The organism is Sneathiella sp. D3-11 (assembly GCF_055809395.1).
Genome location: NZ_CM147911.1, coordinates 1,335,550 through 1,352,727, shown reverse-complemented (window position 1 = coordinate 1,352,727; position 17,178 = coordinate 1,335,550). Strand labels below are relative to the sequence as shown.

Sequence of the window (17,178 nt, the reverse complement as noted above, 5' to 3'; positions counted from 1 at the left end):
CTTGGTTACAATGGTATGGTAATTTCATCTCAGGTTGCACGCGGCGCAACATGTGTGTTTTCTAATGTACCTTTGAGGAATGTATCGTAAGGGTGAGAATTGACGATTGTAGATGCAACATATTGTCATAAATTAAGTAAATATATATAATTTAAACAAGTAATTTTCAGTAAAAATGAGAAATTATTTTCATTAATGTACTTATTATTTATAAAAATAATTATACTGCAAATGCGAACAAAAAAATACTACGCTCGTTGAAAAGTTTTATTGACGCTGAACGAAACGCTTGCTTATACTTTTCAAATCACCGTATTCGTCCGCTTAAGTAATACGGCGTGAAAAAACTAAAAAAATCGGACAATAGTGGGAGGCTATCCTGTTTGAATTTTTTCAGTTAGTTATCGGGGGCGTGTCCATCGGGTGTATCTATGCCCTTGTCGCCCTCGGTTTCGTATTGATCTATAAGGCGACGGAAGTCGTCAACTTCGCGCAAGGCGAGTTGATGATGCTAGGTGCCTTTCTTGCATACACCTTTATATCTATCCTTGGGTGGAACTATTGGGCCGGTGCTGCTGCGGCTATTTTCTGCATGTTCTTCGTTGGAAACTTTGTAGACCGGATATTTCTTCGTCCGGTGCTGGGTCAGCCGCAATTTTCCATTGTCATGGTAACCATTGGATTTGGATATATGGCGCGGAGCGGGGCGGGTATGATTCCCGGCTGGGGAACAGAAACCTACGCGATTTCCACACCCTTTTCGAGCGAGGGGATGAGTCTGGTGCCGGAATCTATTGGTTCTCTCGTCATATCTCAAACGGATCTATCTGTGATTATTGCAACTATTATCCTCTGTGCCGTCTTGTACGCCTTTTTCACCCACACGCGGCTTGGTATTGCGATGCAGGCATCCTCGCAGAACCAGCTGGCCGCCTATTATATGGGTATTCCGGTTAAGGCCGTTTTCTCCATGATCTGGGGTATAAGTGCGGCGGTTGCGGCGGCGGCGGGTATACTTCTTGCGCCGACCACCCTGATTGATACCAGTATGGGCTTTATCGGGTTAAAGGCTTTTCCGGCCGCTGTGCTGGGCGGATTCGGTTCTATTCCAGGCGCAGTCGTCGGAGGCGTTATCATCGGAATTATTGAGACGCTCGCGGGGTTCTATCTGCCGCCCGGCTTTAAGAACGTGGCCGCATATGTGGTGCTACTCGTTGTTCTGGTTGTTCGGCCGCAGGGGCTGTTCGGTCAGAAGACCGGAAAGAGAGTGTAGTCATGCGGTTTCTTTTTAAAACAGACTATAATCAGGATATCCGGATTGCGAAACACTCAGGTTACTATTGGTCCTACGGGCTATTATTGCTGATTGTCGTAGCGGCGCCTTACATCCTGGAAGGCTACTATATAGGACAGATGACGCAGCTTTTCATCATCGCTATGGCGGGTGTCGGTTTGATGCTCCTTGCGGGATATACGGGGCTGGTCAGTCTTGGGCATGCGGCGTTTTTCGGCATAGGTGCCTATACCGAGGCTGTGCTCACAAGCAATGGGGTGCCACTGCCGTTTATGGAAGAACCGGTAATCTTCCCCTTCGTCATTTCCATGCCGCTTGCTGCAATTTTTGCGGCGCTGGCAGGGGTGGTAATTGGTATCCCGGTTCTGCGCTTGACTGGAATTTATCTGGCCATCGCAACATTTGCCTTTGCCTTGATAATTGAAGAGATCCTCTCTCGTTGGGAGAGTGTGACAAATGGCTATACGGGGCTTTTGGTGGAATCTCTCTATATCGGGGATACGGAACTTACGGATGGTGCGCCGTTTTACTTTCTGTGCCTCGGCTTGCTGGTCCTCGTTATTTTAATGTCGATCAATCTTCTGCGGTCGCCGACGGGACGCGCAATGATGGCTATCCGTGATTCAGAGGTATCCGCCCAAAGCATGGGTGTTAATCTGGCACGTGTGAAAACCACAGCCTTTGCCCTTAGTGCCGGCATCACGGGGCTAGCCGGGGCCTTGTTCGCACACAAGCTGGGCTTCCTCTCGCCGGAAAGTTTTACGGTGTTCCAGTCTCTGGAACTGCTGGTACTCGTTGTGGTTGGCGGCATTGGATCACTTCATGGCGCGATTTTCGGCGCAATGTTCGTGCTAGCGCTGCCGCAAGGGCTGGCCATTCTGAAGGACTATCTGCCGACGGCTATTGCGGAGACACCGGGGATGGAGCCTTTTATTTTCGGCTTTATCCTGGTGCTGGTCATTATTTTTGAACCCTATGGTATTTACGGCCGCTGGTTGAAGATAAAGCATTATTTCCAGATGTTCCCTGTCTACAAGAAGGCCACCTTCAAACGCCAAAAAGCCTATATGAAGTCGGAACGATTGAAATGAGTTTTTTCAAAGCGGAAAATCTGGCGATTAACTTCGGCGGCGTTAAGGCGGTCGATGGAGTTAATTTTGAGATCAAAAAGGGCGAGTGTTTTACCATTATCGGCCCGAACGGTGCGGGTAAGACGACGATTTTTAACCTGATTAGTCGGATTTATGATTCGACCGAAGGTACGATGACGTTCGACGGTCAGGATATTACAAAAGTACCGCCGCATGCCATTGCCAGCCTTGGTATCGCCCGGACATTCCAGAATATCGAGCTGTTTGAGCATGCGTCCGTATTGCAGAATTTGCTGGTCGGGCGTCATTGTCATTCGAGAACGAATTTATTTTCTGAATTGACATTCACGCCATCAATGCGAAAAGCTGAAATGGCGCATCGCGAAAAGGTGGAAGAGGTCATCGACTTCCTTGATCTTCAACATTACCGGGAAAGCCTGATTACGAACTTGCCATATGGGGTTCGTAAAGTGGTTGAGTTGGGCCGGGCATTATGCACAGAGCCCAAACTGATATTGCTCGATGAGCCGTCATCGGGACTCAATGTCGAAGAAACCCAGGACATGTCTTTCTGGATCGATGATATCAAAAAGGATCTGGGTATCACTGTGCTGATGGTTGAGCATGACATGGGATTGGTATCGGAAGTGTCCGATCAGGTACTGGTGCTGAACTACGGCAGGATGCTGGCATTCGGTTCTCCCCAGGATGTGCAGAACGATCCGGAAGTTATCAAGGCCTATCTGGGAGAGTAGATAATGAGTGATGCGATCCTGAAAGTCCGAAATATTGAAACATACTACGGCCCGATTATGGCAATTCGAGGCATATCTATTGATGTGCGCGAAGGACAGATTGCAACGGTTCTGGGCGCGAACGGTGCAGGTAAAACGACTATCTTGAAAACGATCAGCGGTATCATGGATCCGCAAAAGGGTGTTGTGGAATTTAATGGGCAAGAAATCCAGAAACACGACCCCGACTGGGTGATGCGCCAAGGGATCAGCCATGTCCCGGAAGGGCGGGAAGTTTTTCCGTTTCTATCAGTATATGACAACCTGATGATGGGTGCCTACACCCGAAAAGATCGGGATGCAATTGCTCAGGATGTAGAACTTGTGCACAGCTATTTTCCGATCCTGAAAGAACGGGGGATCAGCCTGCGGGACAGCTCTCAGGTGGGGAGCAGCAAATGCTCTCAATCAGCCGAGCGCTTATGGCGCGGCCCAAGTTGATGCTGCTTGATGAGCCCAGCCTTGGCCTAAGTCCAAGATTGGTAAAGGAAATTTTCACGATCATCAAGCGATTGAATGTGGAACAGGGCATGACGATGCTGCTGGTTGAGCAGAACGCGAACATTGCGCTGCATACGGCGGATTTCGGCTATGTCCTCGAAGTGGGACGCATCGTTATGGAAGATACGACTGAAAACCTTCTGCAAAAGCAGGATATCCGGGAATTTTATCTCGGCATTCAGGACCAAGGCGTTCGTGGTAAACGCCGTTGGAAAAAACGTAAGACCTGGCGATAGGATAGGCTGAGGCTGGAGGGAAATATGAACGCAATGAATTACCCGCCAACGGTCATTGATGGCGCGACAACGACTTGTCAGCTCTTCTGGAGGCGTGTCAAAGAGCATGACAAGAAGATTGCGATGCGTGAAAAGGATTTCGGCATCTGGCAAACGGTCACATGGTCGGAGTATGGGGAAAAAGCGCGCGCCTGCGGACTGGGCTTGGTTGCGCTTGGCCTGAAACGCGGTGAGACTGTTTCGATCCTAAGTGAAAATAAGCCCGAATGGCTCTATCTTGATATGGGCATACTCTGTGTCGGAGGGGTCAGTAATGGTGTCTATACGACGGATAGTGCGAAGCAGGTGGAATATTTGTGTCAGGATTCACGGACGCGAGTTTTCGTCGCAGAAAATGAAGAGCAACTCGATAAAATCCTGGAAGTGCGGGAGCGCCTGCCAGATCTTGTGAAAATTGTTGTTCTTGATATGGAAGGGCTGCGTGACTTTCAGGACGATATGGTCATTAGTATCGAGGAACTCTATCAACTTGGTGAAACATACCAAAAGGAGCATCCGGATTTCTGGGAAGAACAGATTGCGCTTTCCAAACCCGAAGACTTGGCAATCCTGATATACACTTCCGGTACAACAGGGCCGCCAAAGGGGGCGATGATCTCGCACCGGAACCTGATGTTTCAGATTTCAAATTTGACACCTATCATTGATTTCGGACCTGAGGATGAGCAGCTTTCATTCCTGCCATTGTGCCATGTAGCAGAACGTTCTTTTAGCGTTTTTTTACCATTATTTGCCGGTTCTGTTGTCAATTTTGTCGAAGGCGCAGACACAGTGCCGGAAAATATCCGGGAAGTCTCGCCAACTGTTTTCTTCGCCGTCCCTCGTATCTGGGAGAAATTCTACTCGGCGATAACATTGCAGTTGAAAGAAGCGACGGGATTACAGCAGCTTGCCTATAAATTGGCAATTGGTGCGGGCTATAAGATTGCGGACAAAAAGCTGAACGGTGAAACGCCGAATAAACTGGAAGAATTTAAATTCTGGCTGGCAGACCAACTGGTACTCAAAAATGTGAAGCGTCTTCTTGGATTGGACCGCGCACATTATCTCGGCTCTGGCGCCGCACCAATATCACCGGACCTAATCAAATGGTATTGGGCACTCGGCCTTAGCATGTATGAAGTGTATGGGCAGACGGAAAATACTGGTGTCGCGACGACTAACCTGCCGGATCGATACAAGCTCGGCACAGTTGGGGTCGCCGCACCGGAAACTGAGGTGCGTATTTCCGATGAGGGAGAAATACTTCTTAAGGGACCACATGTCTTTCTTGGCTACCTTAATCAGCCGGAGAAGACCGCAGAAACTGTGACGGATGGATGGCTGCACACCGGGGACGTTGGGTATGTCGATAACAACGGGTTTGTGAAAATTACCGACCGGATGAAAGATATCATAATCACGGCCGGGGGTAAGAACATCACGCCCTCGGAAATAGAGAATCAATTGAAATTTAGTCCCTATATTTCGGATGCCGTCGTGATTGGCGACAAGCGTAAATACCTCAGCTGTCTGATCATGATTGATCATGAGAACGTGGAGAAATACGCGCAAGATCGTGACGTTCCTTTCACGAATTTTCAGAGCCTTTGCAAAACTAGCGAGGTGTTGGGCCTGATCCGCGAAGAAGTAGAAAAGGTGAACAAGAATTTTGCGCAGGTCGAGACGATTAAGGATTTCCGGTTGATTGAGGAAGTTCTCACTGCGGAGGATGATGAGTTGACACCGACCATGAAATTGAAGCGTTCATTCGTAAATCAGAAATACAAAGGGCTGATCGATACAATGTATGCTTGAGCAGTAATTTCGGTAAATTAGCAAAATAGGGTATTATGTCGTTATCAGGGAATAATTTGGGAGAATAACCATGAAACGTAGAAGCTTTTTAAATATCTCGTTGGGGGCCGTTGCGACTATTGCCGCGGCGTTCATTGGATCGGCTGGAATAGCCTCGGCTGATCAGGGGATATATGACGATAAAATAGTTCTTGGATCGCATCAACCGCTTTCCGGACCTGTCGCTCTTTGGGGCGTTCCGGTCACGAACGGTATGCGGATGGCTGTTGAGGATGCCAATGCAAAAGGGGGCGTTAACGGCCGCATGATTGAACTGATCGTCGAAGATTCAGCTTATCAGCAGAACAAAGCAGCTCAGGCCGGAGATAAACTTCTCAAGAAGGACAAGGTTTTCGCCATCGTCGGCGCGCTAGGGACACCTACGAACATGGTGACGATGCCGCGGGCTCTTAAAATGGGCGTCATGAATATTTTTCCGGTTACAGCCGCGAATGAGATGTTCGAGCCCTACCATAAGCTTAAGTTCGGTGGTTTCACGCCTTACAGTGATCAAATGCAGGCCGCTGTGAAATACTTTGTCGATAACAAGGGCATCAAGAAAATCGGTGTTCTCTATCAGGATGACGACTTCGGTAAAAATGTACTTCATGGTTGCGAAGATCAGGCCAAGGATATGGGGCTTGCTGAGGTTGTTAAAACAAACTTTAAGCGGGGATCAAAGGACTTTTCCTCTCAGATTGCCCAGCTCAAGTCTGAGGGTGTTGAACTAGTCTGCCTTGGTACCATTATCGGTGAGACGATCGGCAGCATGGCAACGGCTAAGAAGATTGGTTACGATCCGATCTTTGTTGTGAGTTCTGCTGGTTATGTTCCTGAGAATGTAACTCTGGCGAAAGGCCTGACAGAAGGTTTATATGGAACAGGACAATCCCCAATCCCTTATTATGAAGATGCCACGCCAGAAGTGAAAGCGTGGATGGACGACTACAAGAAGCGCTTTGGTGATGACGCGGTGTTACAGTCAATTGCCGGTTATGACGCAATGCATGTTTTCGTCATGGCGCTTGAAAAAGCAGGACCAGATCTGACTGCTGAAAAAGTCGCGGAAGCCATTGAAAGCATTAAAGACTATCAGAATATATTCGGGGGCGCTCCATATAGCTTCTCTGCTGAAGATCATCTGGGTCCAGATGCACGTAATAGTGCAGGCCTTTACCAGGTTGTTGGAGACAAGTGGCAAAAAGTCAGCGCGATTAGCTATTAATTCTGCGTAGAGGGAGGCGAAAAACCCGGTTTTCCAGCCGGGTTTTTTTATTGGCAAAATTATGACTGCGTATTTTGAGCGACGAGTTCCCGGTAAAGGCCTTGAAGTCTGGCCGTCATGGGGCCGATGCCCTCATGCAACCCGATCTTTTTTCCATCAATCTGCGCGACAGGAGTTTGGGCGCCAAAAGTACCTGTTAGAAAGGCTTCATCTGCGCCATAAGCCTCCACAAGAGAATAGTTCTTCTCAAATACCGGTATATTGTTCGCCCGGCACAGGTCGATCACTTTCTGCCGGGTCACACCATTCATGCAGTAGTCGCCAGTGGAGGTCCAAACCTCACTTTTTCGGACGATGAAGAAGTTGCAGGCGTTTGTCGTATTAACGAAGCCATGCGGGTCCAGCATCAACCCTTCATCCGCCCCGGCTTGCTCCGCCTGCAAGCAGGCGATCACACAGTTCAGTTTGGAATGCGAGTTATATTTTGCATCCTGCGACATAGGAAGTCCGCGGACTTGAGGAACGGTTGCGAGAGAAATACCTCTGTTTTGCAGATGCTCTGAAGGTTTAGAATGCTCCATAATAATGACAATTGTCGGTCCCGTTTTCGAAAGATTTGGATGCTGAAACGGCTTAGATTTGACACCGCGCGTAATCATCAGGCGGCAATGAACATCATGGGTCATTCCGTTGGCGGCGGCGGTCCGGGTAAGGGCGTCCAGAATACCATCTCGATCCATCCCAATATCTAATGAAATCGCTTTGCAACTGTCGAAAAGCCTGTCCATATGCTCATCAAAGAACGCCCATTTGCCACGGTAAAGGCGCATTCCTTCCCACATTCCGTCTCCCAGCATGAACCCGGAATCATAGACGGACACTTTGGCGTCTGACCGGTGAACAATTTCGCCGTTCACATAAATCTTGATATCCTGGTTTCGAGCATCCTCCTCCGCATCATGTGTGGTTAGGTTGTTTTCATTCATAATTCATTACCTGTTCGTATCCTGAGATTGTGCGGAACTTTCGGCTATATCCTTTGCGTTTTCTATCAAAAAGTAAAGGTAGGGGCATTCCATTTTGTCTCTGTTCTTTCATCTTACTCCATGTAAAAATAATATAATTAGTGAGAACAAATCCTCTTGCGGATTTCCCGTCAGCAACAGATTGATCTCCACTAAAAAACAGAGGCGATTATTCTGTCGAAATTTCGGCGAAGAAGAAGCCCTATAAAACAAGGCGGGTAACCGCTGGGAGGAAAAAATGAGTGTCGATCTTACGCCCGAGCAGCTTCAGATCAAGGATAGCATTACCCGTCTATGTCAAAAATTTGATGATAACTATTGGCTTGCGCGAGATAACGACGGTGAGTTTCCGGAAGAATTTTGCCGCGCCATTGCGGATGAAGGATGGATGGGGATTGCCATGCCCGAAAAATATGGCGGGAGTGGTCTCGGCATATCTGACGCTGCCGTCATGGTGCAAGCCATTACGGAATCTGGGGCCGCCAATGCTGGTTTCGCGGCTATTGCCATTGGGATATTCGGCCTGAACCCGGTCGTTGTTTTCGGTACAGAAGACCAGAAGCAACGATGGTTGCCTCCGATTATAAAGCGCGAGGATGTTGCCTGTTTTGCTGTAACAGAACCGAACACGGGGCTGGATACAACCCGTTTGAAGACCCGGGCCATCCGCGACGGAGATCGTTATATTATCAAGGGTGAGAAAATCTGGACTTCCACAGCCTTGCAATCGAATAAGATGCTTCTGATTGCCAGGACAAAAAGAGAGGACGAGACAGCACGACCAATCGATGGGCTTTCCTTGTTTTATACGGACCTGAACCGGGATCATGTCGAAATCAGGCCAATCGATAAAATGGGCCGTAAATGTGTTGATTCCAATCAGCTGTTTATTGATGATCTGCCTGTTCCGAAGGAAGACCTGATCGGTGAGGAAGGTAAGGGGTTCCGATATCTGCTTCATGGTCTGAACGCCGAAAGGATACTGATTTCTGCTTCGATGGTCGGGCTTGGCCGCTGTGCCCTCAAGCGCGCTTCAGATTATGCCCGGGATCGTGTCGTTTTTGATCGACCGATCGGCATGAATCAGTCTATCCAGCATCCTTTGGCGCAATCCTGGGCGGAGCTTGAGGCGGCCAACCTTATGGCATTTCGTGCAGCTCATTTATACGATTCAGGACAGGAATGTGGACTGGAAGCAAACGGCGCGAAGTATCTCGCGGCGGAGGCGGCGTTCAAGTCCTGTACCAATGCAGTTATGACGCATGGCGGCATGGGATATGCGAAGGAATTCCACGTGGAAAGATACCTGCGTGAATGCCTGATCCATCGGCTGGCGCCGATAAGCCCACAGCTAATTTTAAGCTACCTTGCGGAGCGGGCACTTGATTTGCCGAAATCTTACTAAAGAAAATTTAATGGCCGATGATGGCTTTTTTCTTGTCGTTTGACCTTAAGTCTGCAACCCTTAAGACCATGCGTTTTCAAGAATAACACGGAGAGAATCCGGAAGGAGGAAAACATGCATGTTATATTAATAGGCTGCGGAATAGCGGGAGCCGCACTGTCACTGACCCTCAAAAGGGCGGGGATTTCCCATCTAGTGCTGGAACAAGCCTCTAAACTTTCCGAAGTGGGCGCGGGCCTTCAACAAAGCCCGAACAGCATTCGGGTTCTTGAATATCTGGGTCTAAAGGATGAGTTGGCGCGCATCGGGGTGCCGCCGGCAGCGCATCTGTTCAAGGATTATAAAACCGGGGAAGTTTATCTCAAAACACCGTTAATGCCGAAGGTGGAAGAATACTTCGGCGCCCCCTATTACCATGTCCATCGGGCGGATTTACTCGACATTATGGTTGGCGCGATGGATCCGAGTAACGTCCGGCTGAACTGCAAGGTTGTCGATGTTAAGGAAAATAATGACGGGGTCGAAGTCCATTTAAGTGATGGCACAGTCGAAAAGGGCGATGTTCTGATCGGGTCGGACGGACTTCATTCCATGGTTCGCGAAAAGTTCTTTGCGCCCGAAAAGCCGCGCCCCTCGGGCTGTGTTGCCTGGCGGGGACTGGTCCCGGTTGACGTCGCCCGGAAACTTGGCTTTGAGCAGAACTCCTATGTCTGGATGGGGCCACATCGTTCGGCAGTTCTCTACTATGTCTGTGGTGGCGATCTTTTTAACTGGGTCGGGATTGGCCCTTACAATGACAATGCGAAGGAATCCTGGTCGCAGACAGGCTCTCGCGATGCCGCTCTTAATGAGTATGATGGTTGGAATGAGCAGATACGCGAGTTAATTGCGGGCACGGAAAGTCTGTTTATGACCAATATGATAGATCGTGAGCCGCTTGACCGCTGGGTCACGGACCGGGTTGCTCTGATGGGGGATGCCGCGCACGCGATGATGCCGTATCACGCGCAAGGCGCAGGGCAGAGTATTGAGGATGCTTGGGTGCTGGGCCGATCCCTTGAGATGGCGGAAGGTAATATTCCTGCGGCCCTTAAAAAATATGAGGGGCTTCGTCTCGACCGTGCAAACCGGGTGCTGTTGCAATCCCGCGCGGCAGAGAATCTCTTTCATATGAGCGATCCGGAAGAAGTTTCGCGCAGGAATGCCCGTTTCGCACGTCATCAGCAAGAAGACCAGGATGGCTTTCCGGTCGGCCAACGCTGGCTCTATTCCTATGATGCGGAAAAGGCGGTAATGGGCACGGATGATGAGTGGCGAGAGCTTTCTTGGTAAGGCGCAACTCAAAAGGTAAAAAACAATAATAAAGAAAGGTTAGTTTCTGATGTCAGGTTTGTATTACGAGGAATTCGAAGTGGGGATGGAATTTAATCATTCCCTTACCCGCACGGTGACGGAGATGGATAATGTCATGTTTTGTGCCATGACTCATAATCCTCAGCCGTTGCATTTGGACGAGGAATTTTCGAAGCAAACTGAGTATGGTCAGCGCATTGTAAATAGCCTGTTTACCCTCGGTCTCGTAATCGGTGTGACGGTGGCGGAAACAACGTTGGGCACCACGCTTGGAAACCTCGGAATGACAGATATCCGCTTCGTTAATCCGGTTTTCCATGGAGATACAATTCGCGTGGTCACCCGGATCAAGGAAATGCGCGAGAGTAAATCACGCCCCACCGCAGGTTTGGTTGTATTTGAACATATCGGCTATAACCAACGGGATCAGGAAGTTGCTTATTGTGTTCGTACAGGTCTGATGAGGAAGCGGCCATGAGGCTTTTGCGATCATGGTTGTTTGTGCCCGGTGATAGCGAACGCAAAATGGAGAAGGCGCTTGGCAACGATGCGGATGCTCTATTGCTGGATCTGGAAGATTCTGTCGCAGATGACCGTCAGGATGTGGCACGGGAAATGGTCGCGGACTTTCTGGCCGCGAACCAGGATCGGTCGCAGCAACAGCTTTGGGTGAGGATTAATCCGCTTGATACGGATATGGCCCTGCCGGATTTGGCGGCTGTCATGTCTGGGGCGCCCGATGGCATCATTTTGCCAAAAGTATATTCGGCAGCTGAAGTAAACCGGCTTGCGGATTTTCTTTTGGCGCTTGAGGCACGTGAAGGGCTTGAGCTCGGCTCGACAAAAATTTGCAGCGTTGCGACAGAAACGGCGGCTTCACTACTGACGTTTGATAGCTATCTGAAGGACATTTCTCCCAGACTGGTCGCGATGACCTGGGGAGGAGAGGATCTGGCGGCGGCACTCGGTGCGTCAACGAATAGGCATCCGACAACCGGAGAATATGACGATCCGTTTTTGCTGGCCCGCTCTCTCTGTCTTGCGACGGCGCGCGCCATTGATGTACAGGCAGTCGGCGTCGTCTATGTCGATTTTCGGGATAGCGCAGGGCTGGAGCAGGAATGCCTGCGGGATCGTCGGTCCGGATTCATTGGCAAGGTTGCCATCCATCCAGCGCAAGTTGAAGTGATCAACCGCGCATTTACGCCGACGGACGAGGAAATTGACTTTGCTCGAAGGGTGATTGATATTTTTGAGCAAAATCCCGGCATGGGGACAATCGGTTTAGACGGGAAAATGCTCGATATGCCGCATTTGAAGCAGGCAAAGAATGTGATCGCGCTAGTGGATCAGCTACGCTAACCCGATATAAATCAAGGAGGGCAAAAAAATGAATAATACGCAATCCGTAACCCATATATCTGCCGCCGATCATGCGCTTTTGATGGAAAAATATATCCGGGAAGGAGAGGTGCGTGCCTATGCTCTTGAAAACCGGGGGCCAATCAAGTTGGGACCGGATGGCAAACTTGATAAAGAAATCCTGAATGCCTATCGGGAGCATGGATTTTACGTTTTTGAGAATGTCGTGGATGACACTGAATTGCGTGAGCTTCGGGAGGATGTCGAGCGTGTCCTTTCACGGGCACCGGTTGAGCCGGAGGCGGCTCTGGATGCGTCTGGTCGGCCAGCAATGGGGCCTGAATTCACACGCTACCCCTATCGGTTTGCAAAACCACTTAGCGATCCGCTTGGCGGCACCGCAAAGAACAAAGGGCGTCATCCGGTCAAGATGCTCAATCCGACACCGGGCGAAGATGCGCCGAGTTGGACCATCGAACTTTTGACGGGCAATTTACACCTGATGGATTCCTGCCTTCGCCTCTACGGTCACCCGGGGTTGCTTGCCGTCGCGGAGGCTATTAACGGCCCTGATTTTGTTCCCTATAACGAAGTGGCTTTCATCAAGGAACCGGGCCTTGGGCCCTCTGTCGCTTGGCATCAGGATGGAACAACCCATTGGGATGCGCCTGACTGGAACGAAGATGCGCATGGTTTTAACTTCATGACACAGCTCTACCCAAGCACGCCGGCCAACTGTGTCTGGGTTCTGCCAGGCAGCCATAAAAGCGGAAAAGCGAACATCCCCGCCCTGGTGAATGAAAGCGGGTCGGAACGGCTAGCTGAAGCGGTGCCGCTAGTCTGTGAGGCGGGGGAAGTTTTTGTCGTTAATCGGCAACTGGTGCATGGGTCTTTTGCTAATTCATCTCCGGATAGAAGAGTAACGATAAACGCTGGGTTTTTCCCGCGTGCGCGTGTTCTCGACGTTTCGACAAGTCAGCTTGATGATCGCATGGAAACATATAATGCGGAACGTATTCACGCCCGCAGTCGGATCATTGCGCTCGGTATTGATGCGCGTCAGCAGCGGTTTCCGGGTGAACCAAGATTTAATTATCAGCCGTTGGCTGGAGAGATAGAGGAAAATCGCTGGAACGAGGAGAACCGCGAGAAACTTCTTAAAAATTACAACCTGAATGATATCTACATTTGACGTTAATGAATTAGGTCGTAAACTTGCGGCAGCGCGCAAATCCTTATATGCAATGCGCCTGCCGAGGGAGTAATGCGACATGATTACCTTATTGATTATCATCGGCCTGATCGCCGCCATCATTCTGTATGTCATTGTGACTTACAATGGATTTGTCACTCTGCGTGAGAAAACCAATGAGGCCTGGAGCGGAATCGAAGTTCAGATGAAGCTTCGATACAATCTTATTCCCAATCTGGTTGAGACGGTAAAAGGATATGCCAAGCATGAATCGAGCACGTTTGAGGCCGTGACACGGGCGAGAAATGAAGCCATGTCAAATCACGGATCCCCGGCCGAGCAGGCCCAAACGGAAAATATGTTGTCTGGAGTGTTAAAATCCCTGTTCGCCCTTGCGGAGGATTATCCAGAATTGAAAGCTAACGAGAGTTTCCAGAGTCTTCAGGATCAGTTGGCGGAAGTAGAGGACAAGATACAGGCGGCCCGCCGTTACTATAATGGCGTGGTACGGGATAATAATATCAAGATTGACCAATTCCCCAGTAATCTTGTTGCTAATGCTTTTAACTTCCTCAAAGCCGAGTTCTTCGAACTGGCCGAAGATGAAGAAGCCGCCCGTAAGCCAGTCGATGTTAAGTTCGACTAACCGGTACCCTCCTGATCCGATGGTATTCTCAAGACAAAAGCCAGAGTTGCTGCGTTCTGTCCTGATTGGATTAGTCTTTCTGATTGGGTTGGTATTTCCGTCGTTACCTCACGCAGAAGAACTCATCAAGAACTTCGAAAGTGATCTCTGGGTCCACAGCGACGCAAGCCTGACAGTGCAAGAGCGGATCACGGTTATAAGCGAGGGGAAGCAAATACGGCGCGGGATTTATCGTGATTTTCCGACGGACTATGAGGACTCCCAAGGCAATGAGTATCGTGTTGGCTTTGAAGTCGAGGAAGTCACCCGCGACGGACGCGCGGAACCCTTTCACACTGAGCGGCAATCCAACGGCGTGCGCGTCTATATCGGGGATAAAAATGTTTTTCTCCCTGATGGAAAGCATAGCTACACGATCACCTATAAAACCACCCGCCAGATTGGAAATTTTGACGATATTGATGAGCTGTACTGGAATGTGACCGGAAATGGCTGGGCTTTTATCATCGAACAGGCGAGCGCTCGAGTGCATTTGCCGGATGGCGCCCGTATACAGGATTATATTGCTTACACCGGATATCAGGGCGATAGGGGCAAGTCCTATGGGGCCCGCGAATTTGCAGACGGAATGCAATTCTACACAACGAAATCGCTTCAACCTCGCGAAGGGTTGACCATTGCAGTTTCCTGGCCGAGCGGATTTGTCACGCGGCCCACGGATACGGAGAAGCTTGGCTATCTGCTGTCTGACAATAAAATCCTCTTTATTGGTATCATTGGCCTGCTGATTATCATTGCCTATTATCTTTTTGTCTGGTGGCGAGTGGGCCGTGACCCCGCCGCGGGAACAATCATTCCGCTTTTCGATCCCCCAGACGGCTATTCTCCTGCGGCGATGCGGTATATTCGGAATATGGGTTTCGATAACAAAGTTTTCTCTGCCGCAATATTGAGTATGGCGGTGAAGGGATATTTGACGATTGAGGAAGATAGTTCTGGAACTTATACCCTCAAGAGAACCGGGAAAAAAGCACCGCTCTCCATGGGGGAAAGAGCTGTCGCAAACAGTTTTTTCAATTTCGAAGATGATGAACTTGAACTTAAACAGAAAAATCGGGCAATTATACAAAATGCCCGTAACAGTCTGAAAGAGTGGCTGCGGACCGAGTATGAAAGAACATATTTCAAGAACAACCGCCTGTATTTCCTCCCAGGGGCCGGGCTTTCCCTCCTCGTCATTATATTAATGATTATCTGGGCGAAGGATCCGGGCACAGCCGCTTTTATTTCTTTCTGGCTCGCAGGTTGGACCGCTGGTGTTTATTTCATCCTCCGTAAGGGTTATCGAGCATGGCTGGAATTTTTAAGTGGAAAGAACCCCTTTTCCGGTGTTGGCGCAATTGTCTTGTCTGCCATGGTCGTTCCCTTTCTCGGCGGTGAGGCGGCTGGGTTAATGTTTCTGGTTGAGGCAACGTCACCGGCCGCCGCGTTTCTTTTCCTGCTGATACAGCTTGTGAACCTGCTTTTTTATCATTGGTTGAAGGCTCCGACATTGCTGGGTCGGAAAATACTGGACAGGTTTGCGGGCTTTGCGGATTTCCTGAGTGTCACTGAAAAAGACCGCATGAACTTCTTTAATCCGCCGGATCGTACGCCGGAACTCTTTGAAAAATTTCTCCCCTTTGCTGTGGCGCTGGATGTAGAAAATGCTTGGGCTGAGCAATTCTCGAACAGCTTTGCCAATGCACATGAAGCTCCAGCTCAGATGACCGGCTACCGCCCGGCCTGGTATAACGGTAGGCATTTCAACCCGACAAATCTGGCTGGATTCTCAACCTCTCTCGGGCGTGGTTTTACGAGCGCCATTTCTTCGGCCGCCACTGCGCCGGGCAGTTCAAGTGGTTCTTCCGGTGGCGGATCATCGGGGGGTGGCGGTGGCGGTGGCGGAGGTGGCGGCTGGTAACGATCTTTGGTCACTCACCGCTTGTCCCGTGATCCGTAGCATCGTAGGATCGGCTGTCCTTAACGAGGGAGCCGTCCTATGAAGTACAGCCCGCAAAACCAAACTCCTGCCGATGCGGATGTCCGTCGCGCCATCAAGCCGGTGATTGTTTATCCTGTTGATACGCTACCGCTGCCAAACGCAAATATTTACGATGAGGCTCGCGCGAATTTGGAGCAGATCGATGAGGTCATTGTCGCGCCCCGCGACGCCGAATGCTTCCATGTTCCTGCGGGTCATTTTTTCCGTATCGTCAGTATTGAGGGCCCTCAGGTGGGTGATCTTAATCTCTGGAATGTAGGCGATGTAAATGAACGGTTTTTCAGCGGCAAAACCCGTGCATTACACGGCACTCATGTCAGCGTTGGCGACCGGCTCTGGAGTAATCTGCCCTATATGAGACCGATGGCAACACTTACCTATGATACGCTCGATTGGTATGGCTGGGATGATGACGGCGGGGGCGTACATGATGTTATCGGAACCCGTTGCGATCCCTATACCAATGTCATGCTGGGCGGCGATGAGTATCACTATTGCTGTCATTCCAATCTCATCCGAGCCTTTGCAAAGTCACAAAGCATTTCATATGACGCTGCTGAGCCCTTCGTGCATGACGTTCTGAATGTTTTTATGTGCACCGGGTTCACCAAAGATACGCATCAGTATTTCATGAAGGCGAGCCCGGTTCGCCCCGGTGACTATCTGGAGGTATTCGCGGAAATAGATCTTTTAGGCGGGCTTTCGACCTGCCCTGGCGGCGATTGTAGCTCCGGGCATTCCAGCGATGATGCCGCCTGCTATCCACTCAAAGTCGAAATTTATAAGGCAACCAAGGGCCTTCCAGCAGACTGGCATCCTGCTGAGAGATCCGGCTATTCACGTCATCATGGTGCCAAAGAATAGCTCTAACGGCTGTCTGCCGAATAAAGGATTGCCATGCCGATTTTTGCAAGGCGGGCCGCATGGGCATTTTTAGCGATTGTGAGTGATTTTGAGATATCTCGGAACAAATAATGGATATGGGGGCTGTCGATATCAGGACATTTTTCCATCACGGCACTGAAAGCCTCGGAACAGTTTTGGCATTGTTGGTGAAAACCGAGTTGCAACTCCAATATTGGTTGAAGATCATCTCCCGCAGCGTCCGCCATTG

15 protein-coding genes and 1 pseudogene are annotated in these 17,178 nt (G+C 49.8%); 14 read left to right on the top strand and 2 right to left on the bottom strand.

Annotation, left to right across the window (positions count from 1 at the left end):
• Window positions 1-379: 379 nt before the first annotated feature.
• The 6 genes and pseudogenes from AC0L73_RS07005 to AC0L73_RS06980 all read left to right on the top strand — a co-directional run bounded on the left by AC0L73_RS07005 (window position 380) and on the right by AC0L73_RS06980 (window position 7,037).
• Window positions 380-1,273, top strand: a complete 894-nt coding sequence (locus AC0L73_RS07005; protein ID WP_473655422.1) for a branched-chain amino acid ABC transporter permease — start codon at window positions 380-382, stop codon at window positions 1,271-1,273.
• A 2-nt stretch (window positions 1,274-1,275) separates the two neighbouring features.
• The gene (locus AC0L73_RS07000) at window positions 1,276-2,385 is read left to right on the top strand and encodes a branched-chain amino acid ABC transporter permease (RefSeq protein ID WP_473655199.1); all 1,110 of its coding nucleotides are present in this window, start codon (window positions 1,276-1,278) and stop codon (window positions 2,383-2,385) included.
• Entirely contained in the window at window positions 2,382-3,140 is a 759-nt protein-coding gene (locus AC0L73_RS06995) for an ABC transporter ATP-binding protein (RefSeq protein ID WP_473655198.1), read from the top strand. Before AC0L73_RS07000 ends, AC0L73_RS06995 begins: the two co-directional genes overlap by 4 nt.
• Window positions 3,141-3,143: 3 nt before the next feature.
• A pseudogene (locus tag AC0L73_RS06990) lies at window positions 3,144-3,916 on the top strand (ABC transporter ATP-binding protein).
• A 24-nt stretch (window positions 3,917-3,940) separates the two neighbouring features.
• The gene (locus tag AC0L73_RS06985) at window positions 3,941-5,773 is read left to right on the top strand and encodes an AMP-dependent synthetase/ligase (RefSeq protein ID WP_473655197.1); all 1,833 of its coding nucleotides are present in this window, start codon (window positions 3,941-3,943) and stop codon (window positions 5,771-5,773) included.
• Between the two features lie 70 nt (window positions 5,774-5,843).
• Window positions 5,844-7,037 carry an ABC transporter substrate-binding protein gene (locus AC0L73_RS06980; RefSeq protein WP_227948952.1) on the top strand — a complete coding sequence of 398 codons (1,194 nt, stop codon included), beginning with the start codon at window positions 5,844-5,846 and terminating at the stop codon, window positions 7,035-7,037.
• 59 nt (window positions 7,038-7,096) lie between these two features.
• Here AC0L73_RS06980 and AC0L73_RS06975 read toward each other — a convergent pair whose 3' ends face one another.
• Window positions 7,097-8,023, bottom strand: coding sequence for an aminotransferase class IV (locus AC0L73_RS06975; protein ID WP_227948954.1), 927 nt, complete (start codon window positions 8,021-8,023; stop codon window positions 7,097-7,099).
• Window positions 8,024-8,300: 277 nt separating this feature from the next.
• Between AC0L73_RS06975 and AC0L73_RS06970 the strand changes: the two genes are divergently transcribed.
• The 8 genes from AC0L73_RS06970 to AC0L73_RS06935 all read left to right on the top strand — a co-directional run bounded on the left by AC0L73_RS06970 (window position 8,301) and on the right by AC0L73_RS06935 (window position 16,928).
• The gene (locus tag AC0L73_RS06970; protein ID WP_473655196.1) at window positions 8,301-9,467 is read left to right on the top strand and encodes an acyl-CoA dehydrogenase family protein; all 1,167 of its coding nucleotides are present in this window, start codon (window positions 8,301-8,303) and stop codon (window positions 9,465-9,467) included.
• 114 nt (window positions 9,468-9,581) lie between these two features.
• Window positions 9,582-10,799: an FAD-dependent monooxygenase gene (locus AC0L73_RS06965; RefSeq protein WP_473655195.1), complete on the top strand. Its 1,218-nt coding sequence runs from the start codon at window positions 9,582-9,584 to the stop codon at window positions 10,797-10,799.
• Window positions 10,800-10,848: 49 nt separating this feature from the next.
• Window positions 10,849-11,298 (top strand): MaoC family dehydratase, encoded by a 450-nt coding sequence (locus AC0L73_RS06960; protein ID WP_227948959.1) that lies wholly within the window; start codon window positions 10,849-10,851, stop codon window positions 11,296-11,298.
• Complete coding sequence (locus tag AC0L73_RS06955) at window positions 11,295-12,182, top strand: HpcH/HpaI aldolase/citrate lyase family protein (RefSeq protein ID WP_227948960.1); 888 nt, start codon at window positions 11,295-11,297, stop codon at window positions 12,180-12,182. Before AC0L73_RS06960 ends, AC0L73_RS06955 begins: the two co-directional genes overlap by 4 nt.
• A gap of 28 nt (window positions 12,183-12,210) precedes the next feature.
• Entirely contained in the window at window positions 12,211-13,374 is a 1,164-nt protein-coding gene (locus AC0L73_RS06950; RefSeq protein WP_227948961.1) for a phytanoyl-CoA dioxygenase family protein, read from the top strand.
• Between the two features lie 79 nt (window positions 13,375-13,453).
• On the top strand, window positions 13,454-14,020 hold the full coding sequence (locus tag AC0L73_RS06945) for a LemA family protein (RefSeq protein ID WP_227948962.1): 567 nt from the start codon (window positions 13,454-13,456) through the stop codon (window positions 14,018-14,020).
• A 46-nt stretch (window positions 14,021-14,066) separates the two neighbouring features.
• Window positions 14,067-15,983 (top strand): DUF2207 domain-containing protein, encoded by a 1,917-nt coding sequence (locus tag AC0L73_RS06940; protein ID WP_473655194.1) that lies wholly within the window; start codon window positions 14,067-14,069, stop codon window positions 15,981-15,983.
• 78 nt (window positions 15,984-16,061) lie between these two features.
• Window positions 16,062-16,928: an urea carboxylase-associated family protein gene (locus tag AC0L73_RS06935; protein WP_227948964.1), complete on the top strand. Its 867-nt coding sequence runs from the start codon at window positions 16,062-16,064 to the stop codon at window positions 16,926-16,928.
• A 2-nt stretch (window positions 16,929-16,930) separates the two neighbouring features.
• On the opposite strand, the gene AC0L73_RS06930 is transcribed toward AC0L73_RS06935, so the two are convergent.
• Window positions 16,931-17,176, bottom strand: a complete 246-nt coding sequence (locus AC0L73_RS06930) for a hypothetical protein (protein WP_473655193.1) — start codon at window positions 17,174-17,176, stop codon at window positions 16,931-16,933.
• Between the last annotated feature and the right edge of the window lie 2 nt (window positions 17,177-17,178).

What these genes read in the sequence shown, in the direction of transcription:
- AC0L73_RS07000 (WP_473655199.1), top strand. Translation starts at nt 1,276, where the DNA reads ATGCGGTTTCTTTTTAAAACAGACTATAATCAGGATATCCGGATTGCG.
- AC0L73_RS06995 (WP_473655198.1), top strand. Translation starts at nt 2,382, where the DNA reads ATGAGTTTTTTCAAAGCGGAAAATCTGGCGATTAACTTCGGCGGCGTT.
- AC0L73_RS06985 (WP_473655197.1), top strand. Translation starts at nt 3,941, where the DNA reads ATGAACGCAATGAATTACCCGCCAACGGTCATTGATGGCGCGACAACG.
- AC0L73_RS06980 (WP_227948952.1), top strand. Translation starts at nt 5,844, where the DNA reads ATGAAACGTAGAAGCTTTTTAAATATCTCGTTGGGGGCCGTTGCGACT.
- AC0L73_RS06975 (WP_227948954.1), bottom strand. Translation starts at nt 8,023, where the DNA reads ATGAATGAAAACAACCTAACCACACATGATGCGGAGGAGGATGCTCGA.
- AC0L73_RS06970 (WP_473655196.1), top strand. Translation starts at nt 8,301, where the DNA reads ATGAGTGTCGATCTTACGCCCGAGCAGCTTCAGATCAAGGATAGCATT.
- AC0L73_RS06965 (WP_473655195.1), top strand. Translation starts at nt 9,582, where the DNA reads ATGCATGTTATATTAATAGGCTGCGGAATAGCGGGAGCCGCACTGTCA.
- AC0L73_RS06960 (WP_227948959.1), top strand. Translation starts at nt 10,849, where the DNA reads ATGTCAGGTTTGTATTACGAGGAATTCGAAGTGGGGATGGAATTTAAT.
- AC0L73_RS06955 (WP_227948960.1), top strand. Translation starts at nt 11,295, where the DNA reads ATGAGGCTTTTGCGATCATGGTTGTTTGTGCCCGGTGATAGCGAACGC.
- AC0L73_RS06950 (WP_227948961.1), top strand. Translation starts at nt 12,211, where the DNA reads ATGAATAATACGCAATCCGTAACCCATATATCTGCCGCCGATCATGCG.
- AC0L73_RS06945 (WP_227948962.1), top strand. Translation starts at nt 13,454, where the DNA reads ATGATTACCTTATTGATTATCATCGGCCTGATCGCCGCCATCATTCTG.
- AC0L73_RS06935 (WP_227948964.1), top strand. Translation starts at nt 16,062, where the DNA reads ATGAAGTACAGCCCGCAAAACCAAACTCCTGCCGATGCGGATGTCCGT.
- AC0L73_RS06930 (WP_473655193.1), bottom strand. Translation starts at nt 17,176, where the DNA reads ATGGCGGACGCTGCGGGAGATGATCTTCAACCAATATTGGAGTTGCAA.